Origin of the sequence: Pseudomonas sp. PSPC2-3 (assembly GCF_049898265.1) — a bacterium.
GTDB lineage: Bacteria > Pseudomonadota > Gammaproteobacteria > Pseudomonadales > Pseudomonadaceae > Aquipseudomonas > Aquipseudomonas veronii.
In genome coordinates, this window is record NZ_JAFCXJ010000007.1 from 193264 (window position 1) to 211933 (window position 18670).

General features: G+C 60.8%; 17 protein-coding genes and 1 pseudogene. 8 read left to right on the forward strand and 10 right to left on the reverse strand.

The window, feature by feature from the left end; genetic code table 11:
- Nucleotide 1 precedes the first annotated feature (1 nt).
- Nucleotides 2–1225 (reverse strand): iron-containing redox enzyme family protein, encoded by a 1224-nt coding sequence (locus ACP7E3_RS17370; RefSeq protein ID WP_256580747.1) that lies wholly within the window; start codon nt 1223–1225, stop codon nt 2–4.
- A 440-nt stretch (nt 1226–1665) separates the two neighbouring features.
- Complete coding sequence (locus ACP7E3_RS17375; RefSeq protein ID WP_046382470.1) at nt 1666–2955, reverse strand: mechanosensitive ion channel family protein; 1290 nt, start codon at nt 2953–2955, stop codon at nt 1666–1668.
- A gap of 193 nt (nt 2956–3148) precedes the next feature.
- On the opposite strand from ACP7E3_RS17375, the gene ACP7E3_RS17380 reads away from it, so the two are divergent.
- Nucleotides 3149–4495 (forward strand): DEAD/DEAH box helicase, encoded by a 1347-nt coding sequence (locus ACP7E3_RS17380; protein ID WP_017845291.1) that lies wholly within the window; start codon nt 3149–3151, stop codon nt 4493–4495.
- 214 nt (nt 4496–4709) lie between these two features.
- On the forward strand, nt 4710–5099 hold the full coding sequence (locus ACP7E3_RS17385; RefSeq protein ID WP_046382471.1) for a hypothetical protein: 390 nt from the start codon (nt 4710–4712) through the stop codon (nt 5097–5099).
- Nucleotides 5100–5131: 32 nt separating this feature from the next.
- On the opposite strand, the pseudogene ACP7E3_RS17390 reads toward ACP7E3_RS17385, so the two are convergent.
- The 3 genes and pseudogenes from ACP7E3_RS17390 to ACP7E3_RS17400 all read right to left on the reverse strand — a co-directional run bounded on the left by ACP7E3_RS17390 (nt 5132) and on the right by ACP7E3_RS17400 (nt 7174).
- Nucleotides 5132–5998 (reverse strand): annotated as a pseudogene (locus ACP7E3_RS17390) (DUF6279 family lipoprotein).
- A 66-nt stretch (nt 5999–6064) separates the two neighbouring features.
- Nucleotides 6065–6787, reverse strand: coding sequence for a TorF family putative porin (locus tag ACP7E3_RS17395; protein ID WP_128192298.1), 723 nt, complete (start codon nt 6785–6787; stop codon nt 6065–6067).
- 207 nt (nt 6788–6994) lie between these two features.
- Nucleotides 6995–7174, reverse strand: a complete 180-nt coding sequence (locus ACP7E3_RS17400; protein WP_003193095.1) for a hypothetical protein — start codon at nt 7172–7174, stop codon at nt 6995–6997.
- Between the two features lie 322 nt (nt 7175–7496).
- Here ACP7E3_RS17400 and ACP7E3_RS17405 point away from each other — a divergent pair, with 322 nt between their 5' ends.
- Both ACP7E3_RS17405 and ACP7E3_RS17410 read left to right on the forward strand, forming a co-directional pair.
- Nucleotides 7497–8333 carry a CvfB family protein gene (locus tag ACP7E3_RS17405; RefSeq protein ID WP_028617391.1) on the forward strand — a complete coding sequence of 279 codons (837 nt, stop codon included), beginning with the start codon at nt 7497–7499 and terminating at the stop codon, nt 8331–8333.
- Between the two features lie 372 nt (nt 8334–8705).
- Nucleotides 8706–10148 (forward strand): NCS1 family nucleobase:cation symporter-1, encoded by a 1443-nt coding sequence (locus tag ACP7E3_RS17410; RefSeq protein ID WP_017845296.1) that lies wholly within the window; start codon nt 8706–8708, stop codon nt 10146–10148.
- On the opposite strand, the gene ACP7E3_RS17415 is transcribed toward ACP7E3_RS17410, so the two are convergent.
- Entirely contained in the window at nt 10060–11277 is a 1218-nt protein-coding gene (locus ACP7E3_RS17415) for a YbfB/YjiJ family MFS transporter (protein ID WP_057003841.1), read from the reverse strand. The genes ACP7E3_RS17410 and ACP7E3_RS17415 overlap by 89 nt on opposite strands.
- A 105-nt stretch (nt 11278–11382) precedes the next feature.
- Between ACP7E3_RS17415 and ptrR the strand changes: the two genes are divergently transcribed.
- Both ptrR and ACP7E3_RS17425 read left to right on the forward strand, forming a co-directional pair.
- Complete coding sequence (ptrR, locus tag ACP7E3_RS17420; RefSeq protein ID WP_426123841.1) at nt 11383–12276, forward strand: putrescine utilization regulator PtrR; 894 nt, start codon at nt 11383–11385, stop codon at nt 12274–12276.
- 139 nt (nt 12277–12415) lie between these two features.
- Entirely contained in the window at nt 12416–12538 is a 123-nt protein-coding gene (locus tag ACP7E3_RS17425; RefSeq protein WP_017737772.1) for a PA1414 family protein, read from the forward strand.
- A gap of 159 nt (nt 12539–12697) precedes the next feature.
- Here ACP7E3_RS17425 and ACP7E3_RS17430 read toward each other — a convergent pair whose 3' ends face one another.
- From ACP7E3_RS17430 to speB, 4 genes are read right to left on the reverse strand one after another with little or no spacing between them, the layout of a single operon-like run.
- Nucleotides 12698–14080 (reverse strand): sodium:solute symporter, encoded by a 1383-nt coding sequence (locus tag ACP7E3_RS17430; protein WP_017845299.1) that lies wholly within the window; start codon nt 14078–14080, stop codon nt 12698–12700.
- Between the two features lie 34 nt (nt 14081–14114).
- Nucleotides 14115–15626: a purine-cytosine permease family protein gene (locus ACP7E3_RS17435; protein WP_079444477.1), complete on the reverse strand. Its 1512-nt coding sequence runs from the start codon at nt 15624–15626 to the stop codon at nt 14115–14117.
- A 21-nt stretch (nt 15627–15647) separates the two neighbouring features.
- Entirely contained in the window at nt 15648–16070 is a 423-nt protein-coding gene (locus tag ACP7E3_RS17440; RefSeq protein ID WP_057003843.1) for a YybH family protein, read from the reverse strand.
- Nucleotides 16070–17020 carry an agmatinase gene (gene speB / locus ACP7E3_RS17445; RefSeq protein ID WP_017845302.1) on the reverse strand — a complete coding sequence of 317 codons (951 nt, stop codon included), beginning with the start codon at nt 17018–17020 and terminating at the stop codon, nt 16070–16072. Before speB ends, ACP7E3_RS17440 begins: the two co-directional genes overlap by 1 nt.
- A gap of 149 nt (nt 17021–17169) precedes the next feature.
- On the opposite strand from speB, the gene ACP7E3_RS17450 reads away from it, so the two are divergent.
- Nucleotides 17170–18063, forward strand: coding sequence for a LysR family transcriptional regulator (locus ACP7E3_RS17450; protein ID WP_017845303.1), 894 nt, complete (start codon nt 17170–17172; stop codon nt 18061–18063).
- Nucleotides 18064–18069: 6 nt separating this feature from the next.
- Nucleotides 18070–18660, forward strand: coding sequence for a tRNA-uridine aminocarboxypropyltransferase (locus tag ACP7E3_RS17455; protein WP_057003844.1), 591 nt, complete (start codon nt 18070–18072; stop codon nt 18658–18660).
- Nucleotides 18661–18670 lie beyond the last annotated feature (10 nt).

Consider the following 18670-nt stretch of genomic DNA (forward strand, 5'->3'; position numbering starts at 1 on the left):
CTCAAATGGCCGTGACGGTGTAAGTGCAGGACGGGCTGACGACGCGGGTGCCATGCAGCATGCCCTTGGGAATCACCACGCCTTCCCCGGCCTTGAGGCGCACGCTCAGTTCGGGGCTGGCGACGAAATCCAGCTCGCCGGATTCGACCCAGAACAGCTCGTCGTTGGGGTGGGTGTGCAGCACCGAAAGCTCGTGTTCAGGCTCGGTGATCGTCAGGTCCACTGGCTTGCGGCCTTGGAGGGCGCTGGCTTGGGCACGGTGTTCGTCCAACTCGTCATGCCACTTGATATGGGCATACAGCTCTTCGTCGGCGATGTCCTGCAGTAAGCGGAACTCCTCGAAACCGCGGATAAGGTCGGGGATGATCGCGTTGCCGAACTGCTTGATCATCGGCAGGATCAGGCGTTGCAGGGCCATTCTTCCGTGATGCACATCGATGTGTGAGTGCTCGTCGAAGTATTCGGTGGAGACGGTGCCGTTGAAGATCGTCTTGATAGCGCGTGACTGATGCTGGGTGGTCAGGGCCAACGTGGCTTCGGTGTAGTACATGGCGCCGATATAGCGGAACAGCTCGCCATGGTTGGCCGACACGTAGTGGAAGTAGTTGGTGAGCGACAGCGAGGCCGGGGTATAGAACTGCCAGTAGTGATGCACGTGAGGGGACATGTCCATGTCTTTGAGCATGTCTTCAAAAATGGTGCTGTGCTTTTTCTTGTCGATGCCGTAGCCGTATTCGTCGATCAGGATCTTGAACAGCTCGCTGGTGTACACGCCGCTGTTGCCCAGCACATTGCGCGCCATGGCCGAGGCTTCACTGAGGAAGTCGCCGGCGCATTGCGTCATGAAGAACCGCGCGGCACGTTCGGGATGGCGGCTGGTGGTCAGGACCTCATGGAGTTTTGAGTCGGAGCGGGCCACATCGTCCAAGACCTTGTCGGTGTGGGCGACAAAGGCGTCCAGGCACCAGGGGCCGTTGATGTGCACCTCTTCCTTGAGCCAGTTGTAGAGGTAGTGCTCCAATAACGGACGAATCTTTTTACCCGACGCGGCATGCAATGGGTCATAAAAGTCCTTGAATACCTTGAGATCCAGCGCCATGGGCGGCTTGGGTAAAAAGACCAAGTCTTGCTCATAGATATTCAATAATAAACGTTGCGCCAAAAGATGCTGGCTGTGTGAGAGTTGCTCGCTTGTCAGGCAACTGCTGATAATCGAATCGGTCACGTCCTGCGGCCTTGAAGGCCGCTGGTAGGGGCTGTCGGTATAAAAGTCGCGAGGTTGAGAAAAGGCAGTTGCACCGCAGTAATGAGTCAATGCTTCCGCATCCGAACTTAATACAAAGTGTGCCGCATCATCTGAAAGCTTAGTTGTCCATAACATAAGTAACGCCTTCTCACAGAGTTGTTCGATGGCCAGATGCTATAGCTTTGGTTTTTCTAAAAACAGATTAAAAACCGGGTGCCTGAATAGTGAAATTCACTAAACGTATAGGTAGAGTTTTCTTAGTTGCGGCGGCGGTTTGATTTTGCCGCGTGCGGCAACTAGACATGTTCCTCGGTTATTTACCGAGTTGGCCTGGCCTGTAACGCAAGGCCTGATTGGGCGCAGGGGCGTGTGGTGATTCGACCGGCGAGGGGCACGCGAGCCCCGCGCCGTCTGCCTTGTCAGCGCTCCAGCGCTTGGGCGGTCGTGGTGTTCTGCGTCATTGCGAACAGCCCGCTGCGCAGGTCCGTGCCGCTCGGCTGTTGATACAGGCTCAAGCCGAATTCCGGCAGCACCGCCAGCAGGTAGTCGAAGATATCCCCTTGAATCCGCTCGTAATCCGACCACGCCGTGGTGCGGGTGAAGCAGTAGATTTCCAGCGGCACGCCCTGGGCGGTGGTTTGCATCTGACGCACCATGCAGGTCATGTTCGGCTGGATGTCCGGGTGGCTTTTCAGGTAAGCCAGGGCATACGCGCGGAAGGTGCCGAGGTTGGTCATGCGCCGGCGGTTGGCCGACAACTGCGCGCTTTGGCCCTGGGCTTCGTTCCAGGCCTTGAGTTCGGCCTGCTTGCGGCTGATGTAGTCGGTGAGCAGGTGGACCTGGGTCATGCGGACTTCTTCATCGTCGCGCAGGAAGCGCACGGCGCTGGCATCGATAAACAGGCTGCGCTTGATCCGACGCCCGCCGGAGGCCTGCATGCCGCGCCAGTTCTTGAACGACTCGGACATCAGGCGCCAGGTCGGAATCGAGACGATGGTCTTGTCGAAATTCTGCACCTTGACCGTGTGCAAGGTGATGTCCACCACGTCACCGTCCGCGCCGACCTGGGGCATTTCGATCCAGTCGCCGACCCGCAGCATGTCGTTGCTGGTCAACTGCACGCTGGCGACGAACGACAGCAAGGTGTCCTTGTAGACTAACAAGATAACCGCCGACATCGCACCCAGGCCGGACAGCAGCAACAGCGGCGAGCGGTCGATCAGGGTGGCGACGATGATGATCGCGCCAAACACGAACAGAATCATCTTCGCCAACTGCACATAGCCCTTGATCGAGCGGGTACGTGCATGTTCGGTGCGCGCATAGATGTCCAGCAGGGCGTTGAGCAGCGCACTGATGGCCAGCACCACGAACAGGATGGTGAACGCCAACGCCACGTTGCCGATGAACAGCGTTGCGGTCTTGCTCAGGTCCGGCACCAGGTGCAGGCCGAACTGGATCACCAGCGACGGCGTCATCTGCGCCAGGCGGTGGAAGACTTTGTTGTGGCGCAGGTCGTTGAGCCAGTGCAGGGCCGGTTGCCGGCCGAGCAATTTGACCGCATGCAGGATGAGGTAACGCGCCACCCGTCCGAGCAACAGCGCCACCACCAACAACACCAGCAAGCCCAGGCTGGAATGCAGCAGCGGGTGTTCATCGAGGGCATTCCAAAGGTCTTTGACGTTGAGCCAGAGCTGTTTGATATCCATGGGTGAAACCGATTCTTCTGTAAGACAAGACCGGTCGATTAGAGCATTTAAGTGCAGCTGCATTGGCGTTACAGACAAACGCCTTAACAAAAAAGCAGCTGATTAGCCCTGTTCGCGTAAAGAAACTCGGTTTGGACGCTCGAAACCGTTACCCTATGCAGCTGATATTTTGTATTTCTTCGAGGTAGCACCCGTGTTTTCCCAATTCGCCCTGCACGAACGCCTGCTCAAAGCCGTGGCCGAGCTTAAATTTGTCGAGCCTACGCCTGTGCAGGCAGCGGCCATCCCGCTCGCGCTCGAAGGGCGTGACCTGCGGGTGACGGCTCAAACCGGGAGTGGCAAGACGGCCGCTTTCGTCCTGCCTATTCTTAACCGCCTGATCGGCCCGGCCAAAGTCCGCGTCAGCATCAAGACCCTGATCCTGCTGCCGACCCGCGAGCTGGCCCAGCAGACCCTGAAAGAAGTCGAACGTTTCTCGCAGTTCACCTTCATCAAGTCCGGCCTGATCACCGGTGGCGAAGACTTCAAGGTCCAGGCCGCCATGCTGCGCAAGGTCCCGGACATCCTCATCGGCACCCCGGGCCGCATGATCGAGCAACTCAACGCCGGCAACCTCGACCTCAAGGAAGTCGAAGTGCTGGTGCTCGACGAAGCCGACCGCATGCTCGACATGGGCTTTGCCGATGACGTGCAGCGCCTGGTGGCCGAGTGCGTGAATCGTCAGCAGACCATGCTGTTCTCCGCCACCACCGGCGGTTCGACCCTGCGCGACATGGTTGCCAAGGTCCTGAACAACCCCGAGCACCTGCAGGTCAACAATGTCAGCGACCTGAACGCGACCACGCGCCAGCAGATCATCACCGCTGACCATAACGTCCACAAAGAACAGATCCTCAACTGGCTGTTGGCCAACGAGACCTATCAGAAGGCCATCGTGTTCACCAACACCCGCGCTGCGGCTGATCGCATCTACGGCCGCCTGGTGGCGCAGGACTACAAAGCGTTCGTCCTGCACGGCGAGAAAGACCAGAAGGACCGCAAGCTGGCAATCGACCGCCTCAAGCAAGGCGGGGTGAAGATCCTGGTCGCCACCGACGTCGCCGCGCGCGGCCTGGACGTCGACGGCCTGGACATGGTCATCAACTTCGACATGCCCCGCAGCGGCGACGAATACGTCCACCGTATCGGTCGCACCGGGCGTGCTGGCAACGATGGCCTGGCGATCTCACTGATCTGCCACGGCGACTGGAACCTGATGTCGAGCATCGAGCGCTATCTCAAGCAGTCGTTCGAGCGCCGCACCATCAAGGAAGTCAAAGGCACCTACACCGGGCCGAAGAAGGTCAAGGCTTCGGGCAAGGCCGTAGGCGTGAAGAAGAAAAAAGTCGACGGCAAGGGTGACAAGAAGAAGGCCGGCGCCAAGTCGCCGACCAAGCGCAAGATCGCCAACCGGCCGAAGACCGACAACCTGTCGTTGGTCAGCAAGGACGGCATGGCGCCGCTCAAGCGCCGCAAGCCAGAAGCACCGGCTGCCGAATAAGGCTGGGCCGCGATAAAAAAACCGGACGCTGTCCGGTTTTTTTTTGCCTGCGGTTTTTTGCCTTGGCCGCAGCTTCTTTCCGCCCAGTTGAGGCGGCGAACGTCTGGAAAGTACACAGAAGTGACGCCTGTCCATTCGGCTGAACGGCCGCTGACGAGACGTGTCCCAACTCTGAACGGGCTGCTTTTCCTTTTGGCCCGCAGGAGGAATCAGGATGACGACTTACAACTGGGATCTGATCGAACGGCTGTTGCATGAAGTGCAGAATGGCGAGGGCAGCTTTGCCCCGCGTAAGTACGCCGAGCAGGAGGCCGCCGAGAAGGTCATGGCGGGCGAGTCCACCGGCAATCTGGATGTGTTGAAAAAAACCGCTGCGGATTACGAGGCGCTGTTGCTCAAGCGCGGGTTTATCGAGTCGCGGCCCGAGGACGAGGGTGGTAATGGTGAGAACTTTATCCTGACGCCACGAGGAGCCCAATTGCTGGCGTTGATCGACAGCTCGATACCGGGCCACGCTCACCCGCGTCAGGTGCTCGATGAGCAGGCGGATGCGCTGGAACCGGCGACGTTCGACGACGTGGCGTCCAAGGCGGCGATTGCCTGAAGGGCCTGTGGGCGCGATGTTGCTCCCACGTTCTAGTCTGCGGCGGCGTTGAGGCATTTGAGCGCCTTGAAATCGCTGCGCACGCCCGCGATTTTGTGCGTCAATTTCTGGCGTTGTTGTACGCTGCTTTGCGCCATTAGATCCACGATCAGGCTGCGCGCGGCTGTTTCCGTCTGGGCATCGGCCTGCCGATATTCCGGGGTCCATGCGCGTTCGCGGTCCACCAACAATTGTTGCATTTTCTGCGCAAAGTCAGGGGCGTGGCGTTGTTGCACAGCGTCGATGAACTGCGCCTGCCAGCGGGCGCGGTTGTCGATCCACTGTTGGTTCTGGTCACCCAGCTCCGCAGACCAGGCCACCACCCGTTGCTGCTGGCTGGCGCTGAGCGGCCCGATCCACGCATCGAGGCGCTTGCTCATGCGCTCGGCACGCGCCTGGATCTGTCGCGGCAGGGGCGGTTTCAGGTATTCGTCCTGGCGCTTGCGCAGGTCTTTGGCCAGGGCGTCGTTCATGTCCTTGACCTGCTGGTCGTCCAGCCCGCGCAGCAAGTGGACCGCCGACGGCGTGATCGCGCGCGCGATCTCGCTCACCGCCTGTTTGGCTTCGTCGGTACGGCTCTGCAAGGCGTTGTCGCTGACCTGATGGTTGTCGACCATCTGTTGCAGGCGGTCGAGCCAGTCCAGATAACCCGGTAACTGCGTTGTGCAATGCCAGGCCAGGTGTTGCTGGAGGGTGTCGTTGAATCAGCGTTTCTGCCCGGCATTCATGTCCAGGTAGTCACTGAGGGTCCACGGGATGATCACGTCGAGATTGCGGTAGGCCAAACCCACGCGGTTGCAGCCGCCAAGCACCAGGCTCAGGATCACGAATGGCAGCAGAAAATTGAGCCGGCTCAGCATGGGCGGGTCCTTGCGCAGAGGGGGTTAATGCATGTGAACCCGCGCTGGGTGCGACAGTTCAGCCCATCAATAAAACGTCCGCGCTGCCTTCAAGGTCAACAGCCCATCGCATTGCGAATTGTGTCCCGAGTAGGCCGAGCAGTCGCCGCCGTTGAGGCTGGAGTCGCTGTAGATCAGGTCAAGGTCAACGCCCATCCACGCCCGTGAGAATTGCACCGACCAGTCACTGAAACTGCGGATCGAACCGCCGTCCACCGAGACCGGGCTGCCCAGTTGATGCGTGGTGTACTTCATGCTGACGCCGATGCCGAACGGCTGTGTGCCGCCAAGGTCGGCGAACAGGGTGCTGTCCTGGCGGTCGGGGTCGTTGCTGAAGGACGCGCCGAAGCGATTGCCCAGCAGGTTCAGGCCGCCATAGAACTCCTGGCTGTCAAGGGGGCTGAGCGAGGGATAGCTGTAGTGGATCAACCCCACTTCGTAGCCGAGCGTCTGGTCGAAGGGGTGTTTGAACCCCATGTACGAGTCGATTTCAAGGTTGCTCGCCGAAGACAGGCCCATGTTCGGTGAGAACTGGCCGACGTACAGGCCGCTGTCGTGGCTCAGGTCGAGGCCGCCGTGGAAGGCGTCGCTGCCCGGCGATGTCGGCTTGACCAGGCCCTGGGCCATGCTGCGGCTGGGCGTGGTGCCCAGTTTCAGATCGAAGTCGCCCAATTCGCGCTGGAAAATCTGCGCTTCGGCCAAAGGGCTGGCGGCGAGGGCGGCGAGCAGGAAAATACAGGTTTTGAGCATGCTTCACTCCATGAAAAGCGAGGAGCAGTAACGGAAGGTATCAGGCAGATGCCCGTGCTAGACGTGTGCAAGCATACCGGCGAATGCCAGGCGGTGAGGTCCGTTGGTCGATTTTGTGTCGCGGGAGAAGCAATGGGGTGTTTCGGGCTCTAGTCCTAGCGCCTTGCTGGCAAGACGCTTAGGGACCAGGTGTGTTGCGCGGTCAGCTTACTTCTTGCCCAGGCTGATCTGCTTGGACGGGCCGAAAGTCTGGCCGCTGACGCCCTTGGCAATCTGCTGGATTTCGCCACCGGACTTGAGGAACGCAGCGATCTGGCTGTTGATCGACTCGCTGGTTTCGACGGCGGGAGCTGGCTTTGCTTTGCTGTTGGATGCTTTTACGCGCATGGCGGCCACTAACCTGTAGAAAATTAACTTGGCCAGGCATCGTACAGGAAATGCTTGACAATTGCTTGGTAAATATCCCCTTGTATTTGGTGCGCTGGCTGAAACCGGCAAAGTTCGTCGTCGAAATAAGCCTCTAACTTACTGTTTTAACTCGAAACCACGCGGTCTGTCGGGCGCCGCCGGCGCGGCGGAATTCAGCCGATTGATCAGACGAGCGGGGCGGTGCCGGTAGAATGCTATGCGAACCCGCGAATTTTCAGGCGTGCGCGCGTGCCGGACGCAACTCGGGTAGAATGCCGCCCACGCAATGAGGGTATTGGAAATGGCTTTAGTCGGGCGCTACAACAGCTTGCAAGTGGTTAAACACACTAACTTTGGTTTGTACCTGGATGGTGCGCAAGACGGTGAAATCCTCTTGCCTAATCGGTATATCCCCAAAGATATTCCCAGTGAAGATGAAGACTGGCTTAACGTATTCATTTATCTGGACAGCGATGACAAACTTATCGCCACCACTGAAAAACCAAAAGTTCAAGTTGGCGAATTTGCCAGTTTGAAAGTTGTGGAAGTCAACAGCATCGGTGTCTTCCTCGATTGGGGCTTGCCCAAGGATCTGTTGCTGCCGTATTCGGAAGAAAAGCGTCAATTGACCGCTGGCGAATATTGCGTGGTGCATGTCTATCTCGACAAGCACACCAAGCGCATCACCGCCACCGCGCGCCTTGACCGCTACCTGGACAAGACGCCCGCCAACTACCAGGTTGGCCAGGAAGTCGACCTGCTGGTGGCCGAGGCCACGGACATGGGCTTCAAGGCGATCATCAACAACAAGCACTGGGGCCTGATCCACAAGAACGAAGTGTTCAAGTTCCTGCGCCCGGGCAAGGAAGAGAAAGGCTTTATCAAGGAAATCCGCGCCGACGGCAATATCAGCCTGAGCCTGCAACCGGTCGGCCAGGAAGCGGCTTCCAGCCTCAACTCGAAGATCCTCGCCAAGTTGCGCGAAAACAACGGCAGCCTGCCGGTCAGCGATAAAAGCGACCCGGCGGTGATCAGCAACTTGTTCGGCGTCAGCAAAGGCAACTTCAAGAAGGCCATTGGTGCGCTCTACAAGCAAGGCCAGATTGTGATTCATGCCGATCGCATTGAACTGAGCTGAGTGCGGTTTGCTCTTCTGTAAGAGCGAATCGCTCCTACAGAAGCTGTGCCGATGCCCCGTAAATCCTTGTTCTGTCGGCCTACGGCGCAGATGACCTGAGCAACTTGAACACATTCCTCAGCGCCGCCTAGTGCGCAGTCAGGCACCTGTGTGCACAACGGGTGTGCAAGTGATTGTGTACAGGATTAAGGCGTGCACCGTTGCTGAGCGGTATACACCGATCTAACTCTCGATACATCCTTTGGTACCCCGCCCCGTGGGGATTGTGTGCCATTGGCACGCATTCTGCTGACTCTTTCGTATACAAACCGTGCCGCCTTCCGTATGCATCCCGTTACGGCAGCGCAGGCGGGTATTTCGAGGAGCCAAGCGATGACCGAACAATTGCCCAAAGGCTACAGCCCGCGCCTGTACAACCAGGACCTGGGCCCACTGCCGCAGAAGTGGACCTGGTATAACATCTTTGCCTTCTGGATGAGCGACGTACACAGCGTCGGCGGCTATGTCTTCGCCGCCAGCCTGTTCGCCCTCGGGCTGGCCAGTTGGCAGGTGCTGATTGCGTTGCTCGCAGGCATTTGCATCGTGCAATTGATCGCTAACCTGGTGGCCAGGCCGAGCCAGCAAGCGGCTGTACCGTACCCGGTGATCTGCCGACTGGCGTTTGGTGTGTTCGGTGCGAATATTCCGGCGGTGATACGCGGCTTGATCGCGGTGGCGTGGTACGGGATTCAGACGTATCTGGCGTCGAGTGCGCTGATCATCGTGGTGCTGCGCTTTTTCCCACAGATGGCCGTGTATGCAGAGCCGCACTTCGCGGGCCTGTCCTACCTGGGCTGGTTTGGTTTCCTCAGCTTGTGGGTGGTGCAGGCGGCCGTATTCTGGGCGGGCATGGAGTCTATCCGGCGCTTTATCGACTGGGCCGGGCCAGTGGTCTATGCGGTGATGTTCGCCTTGGCCGGCTGGATCGTGTGGAAGGCGGGCTGGGCGAATATCAGCTTTACCCTGGCGGAAAAGTCCTTGTCGGGCTGGCAGGCTTTTGGCCAGGTGATTGTGGCGACGGCGTTGGTGGTGTCGTACTTTTCCGGGCCGACGCTGAACTTCGGCGATTTCAGCCGCTACTGTCGCAGCATGCAGGATGTGCGTCGCGGTAATTTCTGGGGGCTGCCGGTGAATTTCCTGGCGTTCTCCCTGGTGACCGTGGTGATCGTCTCGGGCACCTTGCCGGTATTCGGTGAAATGCTCCACGACCCGATCGCCACCGTGTCGCGTATCGACAACAGCATGGCCGTGTTGCTGGGCGCCTTTGCCTTTGTCACGGCCACGATCGGCATCAATATCGTCGCCAACTTCGTGTCCCCGGCGTTCGACTTCGCCAACGTTGCGCCGAGCAAAATCAGCTGGCGCGCCGGCGGCATGATTGCAGCGGTGGCTTCAGTCTTTATCACCCCGTGGAACCTGTTCAACAACCCGCTGATGATCCACTACACCCTGGACATCCTCGCCGCGTTTATCGGGCCGTTGTTCGGGATTTTGCTGGTGGACTTCTACCTGATCAAAAAACAGCAGATCGACGTGGATGCGCTGTTCGATGACAGCCCGAGCGGGCGTTATTACTTCGACGGCGGCGTGAACTGGACGGCGGTCAAGGCTCTGTTGCCGGCGACGCTGGTGGGTGTCGCGATCACGTTCACCCCGGCCTTGCAGGGCATGGCCAACTTCGCCTGGTTCACCGGTTGCTTCCTGGGTGGGCTGTTTTTCCTGGTGCTCGCTCGGCGCGAACAGGCTCGCGTGCCAACGCCGCTGATGGCTGGCTGACTGCCGCGGCCGGGCGCAGCAACAGCGCGCCGGCCAATAACAACCCGCAACCGGCGATCACCAGCGCCGGTTGCAGGCCGCCGCTCAGGTGGCTGCTCACCGACGCGAGCAATGGGCCGCTCAGTTGTCCGATGGCAAAGCTCGCGGTCAGCACCCCAGTGCTGCGCTGGTAGCCGTGGGGCGCCACCTCGCGCAAGCGTGCCATCACCAACTGCATACACGCCAGAAACGGTGCGCCGCAGAGCAATACGCCCAGCGCCAGGCCCCAGCCGTTGCCGAGCAAGCAGGTAAATACGCCCGCCGCTTGCAACCATAAGGTTGTCATCAGCCAGCGGCGGGTTGTGTTCGCGGCCTTGCGGCGCAGGCTCGCCACGACCACCCCGAGCGCAGCCGCCAGGCCAAAGCATGGCCAGAACAGGTCTGCCTGCCAGGCGCCCTTGAACTGCGCGCTGGCCATCTGGGACAGAAAGGTCGCCGGGATGATGTAGCCGAGGCCGTAGAGGAAATAAACCCAACCCAGGTGCGCGATGCTCGCATTGCTGCTCGCGTCGCTGACGGGCGTGTCAGTGACGCTCGGTTGAGGCAGGAAAGGCAGGATCGCCAGCAGCATCAGCAGCGCCACCCCGCCGTAGACCAGCCACAGTGTTGCGGAGCTTTGTCCCAGCAGGTTCGAACCCAGCGCGAGCAGGCCGGTCAACAGAATCCCCAGGCCCGGCCCGGCAAACACCAGGGCGCCCAAGCGCGGCCGCCCGGCGGCAATCGCCAGCGGTTGGCTGAGGCTGGTGATCATCACCAGCGCCCAGGCGCTGGCCACGCCGGTGCCGAAGCGCAACAGCAGGTGCGGCCAGAACCCATGGGCCCAGTACGACGCCAGGGTCAGCAGCACGCACAACCACAACCCGCCGTACAAGCGACCGCGTACAGGGTGATGGCTGCGCGCGAAAATCGAATCCACCGCGCCGACGAAGTAGCCCAGGTAGTTGGCGGCGGCGATCAGCCCGGCACCGGTCAGATCAATCTGCCCCTCGCTGAGCAGATGTGGCATTTGCGGGGTGAGGGCGAAGCGGCCAATGCCCATGGCCATCATCAGGGCGATAAAGCTGGCGAGGAGGCGAGTCAACGGCGACATGTGCAAGGTTTCCTGCGGGAAAGCGAATGACATGCAGGCTAAGGTGGATTGACTTTCTGTAAAAATGAATAATAGTGAGCAACTTGTTCAGTTTTGGAGAAAGGTATGGAGTTCAGTCAATTGCGCATTTTCCAGGCCGTGGCGGAAGAGGGCTCCATCACCCGCGCTGCCGAGCGCTTGCACCGCGTGCCATCGAACCTGTCGACCCGGCTCAAGCAGATGGAGGAGCAACTGGGCGTCGAGTTGTTCGTTCGTGAACGTCAACGCCTGCAGCTTTCCCCTGCGGGCAAAGTGTTGCTGGACTACAGCACCCGTCTGCTGGCGCTGCACGACGAAGCCCACGGTGCCGTGCAAGGCGGGCAACCGGCCGGTGACTTTGTGCTGGGCAGCATGTACAGCACCGCCGCGATTCACTTACCGAAACTGTTGGCGCGCTATCACAAGGCGTATCCGATGGTGAATCTGCAGGTGCAATCGGCGCCCAGCGGCGAGCTGCTCGAAGGCTTGATCACCGGGCGTCTCGACGCGGCGCTGGTCGACGGCCCGCTGACTATCGCGTCCCTGGACGGTGTTCCCCTGTGCGACGAAAAGCTGATACTGATTTGCGAAGCCGACCACCCGCCAGTACTCGGCCCTCAGGATGTTGCCGGCCGTGCGGTGTTCACCTTCCGACGCAGTTGTTCCTATCGCCGACGTTTGGAGACGTGGTTTTCCCACGAGCACGTGGCGATGGGCCGTGCCATTGAGATCGAGTCTTATCAAGGCATGCTCGCCTGCGTGATCGCCGGTTCCGGCGTGGCCTTGATGTCCGAATCCATGCTCGACAGCCTGCCAGGCAAGGACAGCGTGTCCGTTCATCCCCTATCTGAGCCTTTTGCCACTGCGACCACCTGGCTGATGTGGCGAAAGGGTATGCTCGGCGCTAATCTCAACGCATGGATCGAACTGCAGCGCGAAGGCCAGGCAGGGTTCCCGCAAGATAGCCGGGCGATCGCCTGACCGATCTGTCGTATTTGCATGAATTTGGTAATAGTTCGTTGTGGTTTCGTTCATGCAATGTGTAGGAGTTAGGGCTACTATTTGTAGGAAGAGGCGAAAGAATTTCCGCCGACCCGCACTACCCTCAAAGGGGGCAATCATGAAAGAGAAAATCCAAACCTGGCTCCACGACCTTGGCGTTGCGCTGGGCCTGATCGAGCCCCCGCTGCAGCCGGTGCCCATTCGCACGGATGATGAGCAGCGTCGTCCACGTCGGCGTTGAACCGCAGTCGTCGGAACACCGCAGAATCTGTGTAGGAACGGGCTTGTGTGGGAGCAAGCAAACCCGTCCTCGCGATGCTTGGTACGCCACGCAAAAAAAAACGAGTGCGACATCCGACGTCGCACCCGCTGAAGAAAACCTGATTTCCCGCGTGCTTGTTCAGGCGGCTCGCGCCGGTTCCGTTTCAGGTCGGCGCGACAACAGGCTCACCCCGACAAAACTCACCAACGCCACCGCCAGGCTGTAGTAGATCGGCGTGTTCGCGTCCAAGCCGTCCTTGAACATGAACACCAACGCCGTCACGAAGCCCAGGGTCATGGACGTAATCGCCCCCGAAGTCGTCGCGCGCTTCCAGAAAATCGCCCCGATCAGCGGGATCAGCATGCCGCCCACCAGCAGGTTGTAAGCCAGGGTCAGGGCACTGATCACATCGTTCACCACCAGCGCGATGCCCAGCACCGCGATACCGGTCAGCAGGGTGAACAGGCGGTTGATGTTCAGGCTCGACTGCTTGCCGCCGCGCAAACGTGGCAGCAGGTCCTCGGTCAACACGGTGGACGCCGCCAGCAAGCCGGCGCTGGCCGTCGACATCATCGCCGCCAACGCCGCCGCAATCACCAACCCACGAATGCCATCGGGCAGCGACACTTTGACGATCGCGGCGAACGCGTTGTTGACGTTATCCAGATCGGGAATCAGCACATGGGCCGCCATGCCGATCAACGCACAGGCCAGGCCGTAGAGAATGCAGTAGAAACCGGCGAAAGTGCCTGCGTACTGGGCGACCTTTTCGTCACGGGCGGTGAACACCCGTTGCCAGATGTCCTGGCCGATCAGGATGCCGAAAAAGTAGATCATGAAGTAGGTGATGATCGTGTCCCAGCCGATCGCGGTGAAGCTGAAGTTCGACGCCGGCAGCTTGGCCACCAGTTCGTCCCAGCCGCCGACGCGGTACAGGCAGATCGGCAGCAGGATAAACATCAGGCCGACGGTCTTGATCACGAACTGCACGATGTCGGTCAAGGTCAGCGACCACATGCCGCCGATGGTCGAGTACATCACCACCACGCCACCGCCGAGCAGCACCGAAATCCAGAAGGGCAGGCCGAACAGCACCTGCAGCACGGTGCCGATGGCCAGGATCGAGGTCACGCCGATCATCAGCGCGTAGGCCAGCATGATCACCGCGCTCGCCTGGCGGGCCATGGGGTTGTAGCGCTTTTCCAAGACCTGGGTGACGGTGAAGATTTTCAGCTTGAGCAACGGCTTGGCCAGGAACAGGTTCAGCGCGATGATCCCCATGCCCAGCGCGGCGCACAGCCAGAAGCCGGAGATGCCGTGGACATACCCCAGGCGCACGGTGCCGACGGTGGACGCGCCGCCCAATACCGTGGCGGCCATGGTGCCCATGTACAGCGACGGGCCGAGATTGCGCCCGGCGACCAGGTAGTCTTCGTGGGTCTTGGCGCGGCGCATGCCGTAATAGCCGAGCACGAGCATGCCGGCGGCGTAGATGAGTACGACGAATAAATCCAAAGCCATGACGGCGGGTCTCCGATTATCTTTTTTATGGAAATCAGGCGGCTTTTTGCAGCGCCGGTTCAGCGCGCACGTCCGTGCGTTCGCTGCGTGGATCGGTAGGGCCGTACACGGCGGCCGGTTCCGGGAACAGGCGCAGCAAGCTCAGGTACACCACCGAGGCCAGCCCCAATGTCACCGGCAGGCTGATATCGATGCCCTCGGCGAGGTTGCCCAATGGCCCGACAAACTGCCCCGGCAGGTTGACGAAGCACAGCCCCACCAACGCGCTCGGAATCCAGGCCCCCAGGCCGCGCCAGTTCCAGCCGTGGCTGAACCAGTAGCGCCCGCCGCGTTCGCCGCGGGTAAATACCTGCAGGTCGTCCGGGCAGTAGAAGCCGCGACGCACGATCAGGCCGATGATCATCATCACCATCCACGGGGTGGTGCAGGTGATGATCAGCACCGCGAAGGTCGACACGCTCTGCACCAGGTTGGCGGCGAAACGTCCGATAAAGATGAAGGCGATAGACATCACCCCGATCAGCAGCGTGGCCTTGACCCGCGACAGCAGGCGCGGGAACACGCTGGACATGTCCAACCCCGTGCCATACAGCGACGTGGTGCCGGTGGACATGCCGCCGATCACCGCGATCAGGCACACCGGCAGGAAGAACCAGCTCGGCGCCACCGCCAGCAGACCGCCGACGTAGTTGTTGGCCGCGATGTAGTCCGGTGCCCTGACCGCGACGATGGTCGCGGTGGCCAAGCCGAACAGGAACGGGATCAAGGTAGCGATCTGTGCCGCGACCACCGCCAGCATGACGCGAATTTTCGGCGTTTCACGCGGGATGTAGCGCGACCAGTCACCGAGGAACGCGCCGAAGGAGATCGGGTTGCTCATGGCCACCAGCGCCGCACCGATAAACGCGGCCCAGAAGCCGCTCTGGCCGAGGGCCACGCTGCCGGCGAAGTGGCTGTCGAAGGTCGGCGCGAACGCGAAGATCCCCAGCAGAAACAGCAGGCTCGCCGCCCACACCGCGATGCGGTTGACCCACAGCATGAAGCGAAAGCCGTAGATACAGACCGTCAGCACCAGGATGGCAAACACGCCGTAGGCCAGGCCCAGGGTCAGGTCGGTTTCCGGCAGGCCGATCAGCCGCTTCGCACCGCCGACCAGCGCATCGCCCGAACTCCACACCGACAGTGAGAAGAAGGCAATCGCCGTCAGCAATGACAGAAACGAGCCGACGATCCGCCCGTGGACACCGAAGTGCGCCCCGGACGACACAGCATTGTTGGTGCCATTGATCGGCCCGAACAGGCCCATGGGCGCCAGGATCAGCGCACCCACCAGCACGCCTAGCACAATCGCCCAGACACCGGCCTGGAACGACAGGCCGAACAGCACCGGAAAGGCACCCAACACCGCTGTGGCAAAGGTATTGGCACCGCCGAAGATCAGGCGAAACAGATCCTTGGGCCCGGCGGTACGTTCATGGTCCGGGATCTGTTCGACCCCGTTGGTTTCTATCTTGCGAATACTGTTTTCGTTGTTTTTATTATTCATGATCAGCTCCGATCACATTGGCTAAGGGGGCGGCAGCCCTTCCGGCATAGCGGACAAATGTTCGTGACAGGCCAGCCACAGGCCTTGTTTTTGTTGTACGTCCAACCCTTGCCGTCTGAAGACAATGGTCTCGCGTTCCTGGCTATTGAATTGCTCCCCGTTCATGCGCAGCTCGGTGGCCACGTCATGCATAAAAATCGCCACATCACCCTGCAGGCTGACAACGGCGTTGCTCGAGACGCAGGACAGCACCTCGAACCCCTCGTCCCGGCGCCAGCTGTCCCACAATGCCTGGTAGGCATCGCGACTGAGCAGCGGCTGGGGCAGGGTGTAGAACACGAAGCTGGCATCGGCGCTGAATGCGCCGAAGTAAGCCTCGCGGTCGTTGCGTGCGAAGGCCGACACTAGGTCGGCCGCCGCTTTCAACACCTCATGGGTGCTCATCAGCGGTGCGCCACGCCGGGCAGTACGCAGAGCATTTCGTACAGCAGGTTGGCGCCCAGCAACGAGGTGTTGCCGGTGGTGTCGTAAGGCGGCGAAACTTCTACCAGATCGCAACCAATCAGGTCGAGGCCCTGGCAGCCACGGATGATTTCGATCGCCTGGATAGTGGTCAGCCCGCCGATTTCCGGGGTGCCGGTGCCGGGCGCCCAGGCCGGGTCGATGCCGTCGATGTCAAAGCTCAGGTACACCGGGCCGCCACCGACTTTTTCGCGCACTTCGGCCATCAACGGCGCGAGGGAGTGGTGCCAGCATTCTTCGGCCTGCACCACGCGAAAGCCTTGCTTGCGGCTCCAGTTGAAGTCTTCGGCGGTGTAGCCCTGGGCGCGCAGGCCGATCTGTACCACGCGGTCGCAATCGAGCAGGCCTTCTTCCACTGCGCGGCGGAAGGTGGTGCCGTGGGCGATCTTCTCGCCGAACATGTGGTCGTTGACGTCGGCATGGGCATCGATGTGGACCAGCCCGACCTTGCCGTGTTTTTTGTGGATCGCCCGCAGGATCGGCAGGGTGATGGTGTGATCGCCGCCCAGGGTCATGGGGATGACGTTGTGTTCGAGGATCTCGTCGTAGGCTTCTTCAATGATCCGCACGGCGTCGAGCAGGTTGAAGGTGTTGATCGCCACGTCGCCGATATCGGCCACCGACAGCGAATCGAACGGCGCGGCACCGGTGGCCATGTTGTACGGGCGGATCATCACCGATTCGGCGCGGATTTCCCGGGGGCCGAAGCGGGTGCCGGCGCGCAGCGAGGTGCCGATGTCCAGCGGCACGCCGATAAAGGCCGCATCCAGGCCCTTGGCCGATTGCAAATGGGGAAGACGCATCATGGTGGCGATGCCGGCGAAGCGCGGCATTTCGTTGCCGCCCAGTGGTTGGTGGAAAATCTTGTCCACGGGATTGCCTCATCGTGTTGTGTTTATTAGCGGCCGATTCTGCGAAAAGCCCGGGGTGGGAAGAATCGGCAGAGGCAAATACTTAGTTCAGATTTTTCTAAACTAATGCCGGCAGGTAGACTACTGCGATCACCTCCCCGGAGCCGACCATGGCCAACGCCTTGCCTGACCTGAAACTCCTGCGCATCTTCGTCAGCGTCGTGCGCCACCAGGGGTTCGCCAATGCGCAGCACGAGCTCAACCTGTCGACCTCGGCGATCAGCACCTATATGAGCCAGCTCGAATCGGCGTTGGGCCTGGTGCTGTGCCACCGTGGCCGGGGCGGGTTCAGCCTGACCAGCAAGGGCGAGTTGTTCCATCAGGAGACTCTGCGGCTACTGGGCGAACTGGAAGGTTTCGAGCAATACGCCGCCGCGCTCAAAGGCGAGCTGCGCGGCACGCTCAAGCTCGGCGTGCTCGACTCCACCGTCAGCGACAAGGCCCTGCCGTTCGCCGAGGTGATCGGCGCCTACAGCCTGGAACACCCGGCGGTGCACCTGCATTTGTCGGTGCTGAGCCCTTACGAACTGCAACTGGGTGTGCAGGACAACCGCCTGGACCTGGCCATCGGCGCGTTCTCCAACCGCATGAGCGGGCTGATCTACATGCCGCTGTACCGTGAACAACACTGGTTGTATTGCAGCACCCGGCACCCGCTGTTCAATGAGCGGCGCATCCCCGAACAGGTGATCACCCAGCAGCGCATGGTCGGGCGCGGCTACTGGAGCCAGGCGGAACTGGCGCGCCACGGCTTCAAGCACAGCGCCGCCACCGTGGAAAGTATGGAGGCGCAACTGATCCTGGTGCTGTCCGGCGCCTACATCGGCTACCTGCCCGAACACTACGCCCAGGCCTGGGCCGACAAGGGCGACCTGCGCGTGCTGCTGCCGGCGACCTTCGGCTACCAGGCGCCGTTCTCGATGATCATGCGCCGTGGCCGTAGCCGCGAGCCGCTGATCCAGACGTTTCGCGACTTGCTCAAAACCCAGCTCAACCAGGCCTGAAAAACCATGTCCAGACCCCAGTGTTCCCGTTGCCTGCGGCCCGCCACCCATTGCCTGTGCGCGCTGATCCCCAGCCTCGACAGTCGCACCCGCGTGTTGCTGCTGCAGCACCCGAGCGAGGTCAACCATGCGCTCAATACCGCGCGGTTGGCGGCGTTGGGCTTGAACAATGCGCAGTTGGTGGTGGGCGAGGTATTCGACGATCTGCCGAGCTTGCTGAACCCGCCCGGCTATCAGGCGCGCCTGTTGTTTCCGGCAGACGATGCCCAGCCGCTGCAGGCTTATGGGCCGAGCGACGAGCCGTTGTTGCTGGTGGTCCCCGACGGCACCTGGCGCAAGGCGCGCAAGCTGTTGCACCTCAACCCGCTGCTGGCGGCGCTGCCCAGGGTGACGCTGGCCGCGGGCGCCGTCTCGCGCTACCGGCTGCGCAAGGCGCCGGGCCCCGGTGCCTTGTCGACGGTGGAGGCGATTGTGCAGGCGTTGCAGGTGTTGGAGGCGCCCACTTCTTTCGAGCTGTTACTCAAACCCTTCGATGCGTTGATCGAGGGCCAGATTGCGGCGATGGGGCCGGCGGTTTTCGACAAGAACCACGGCTGATCCATGGCGC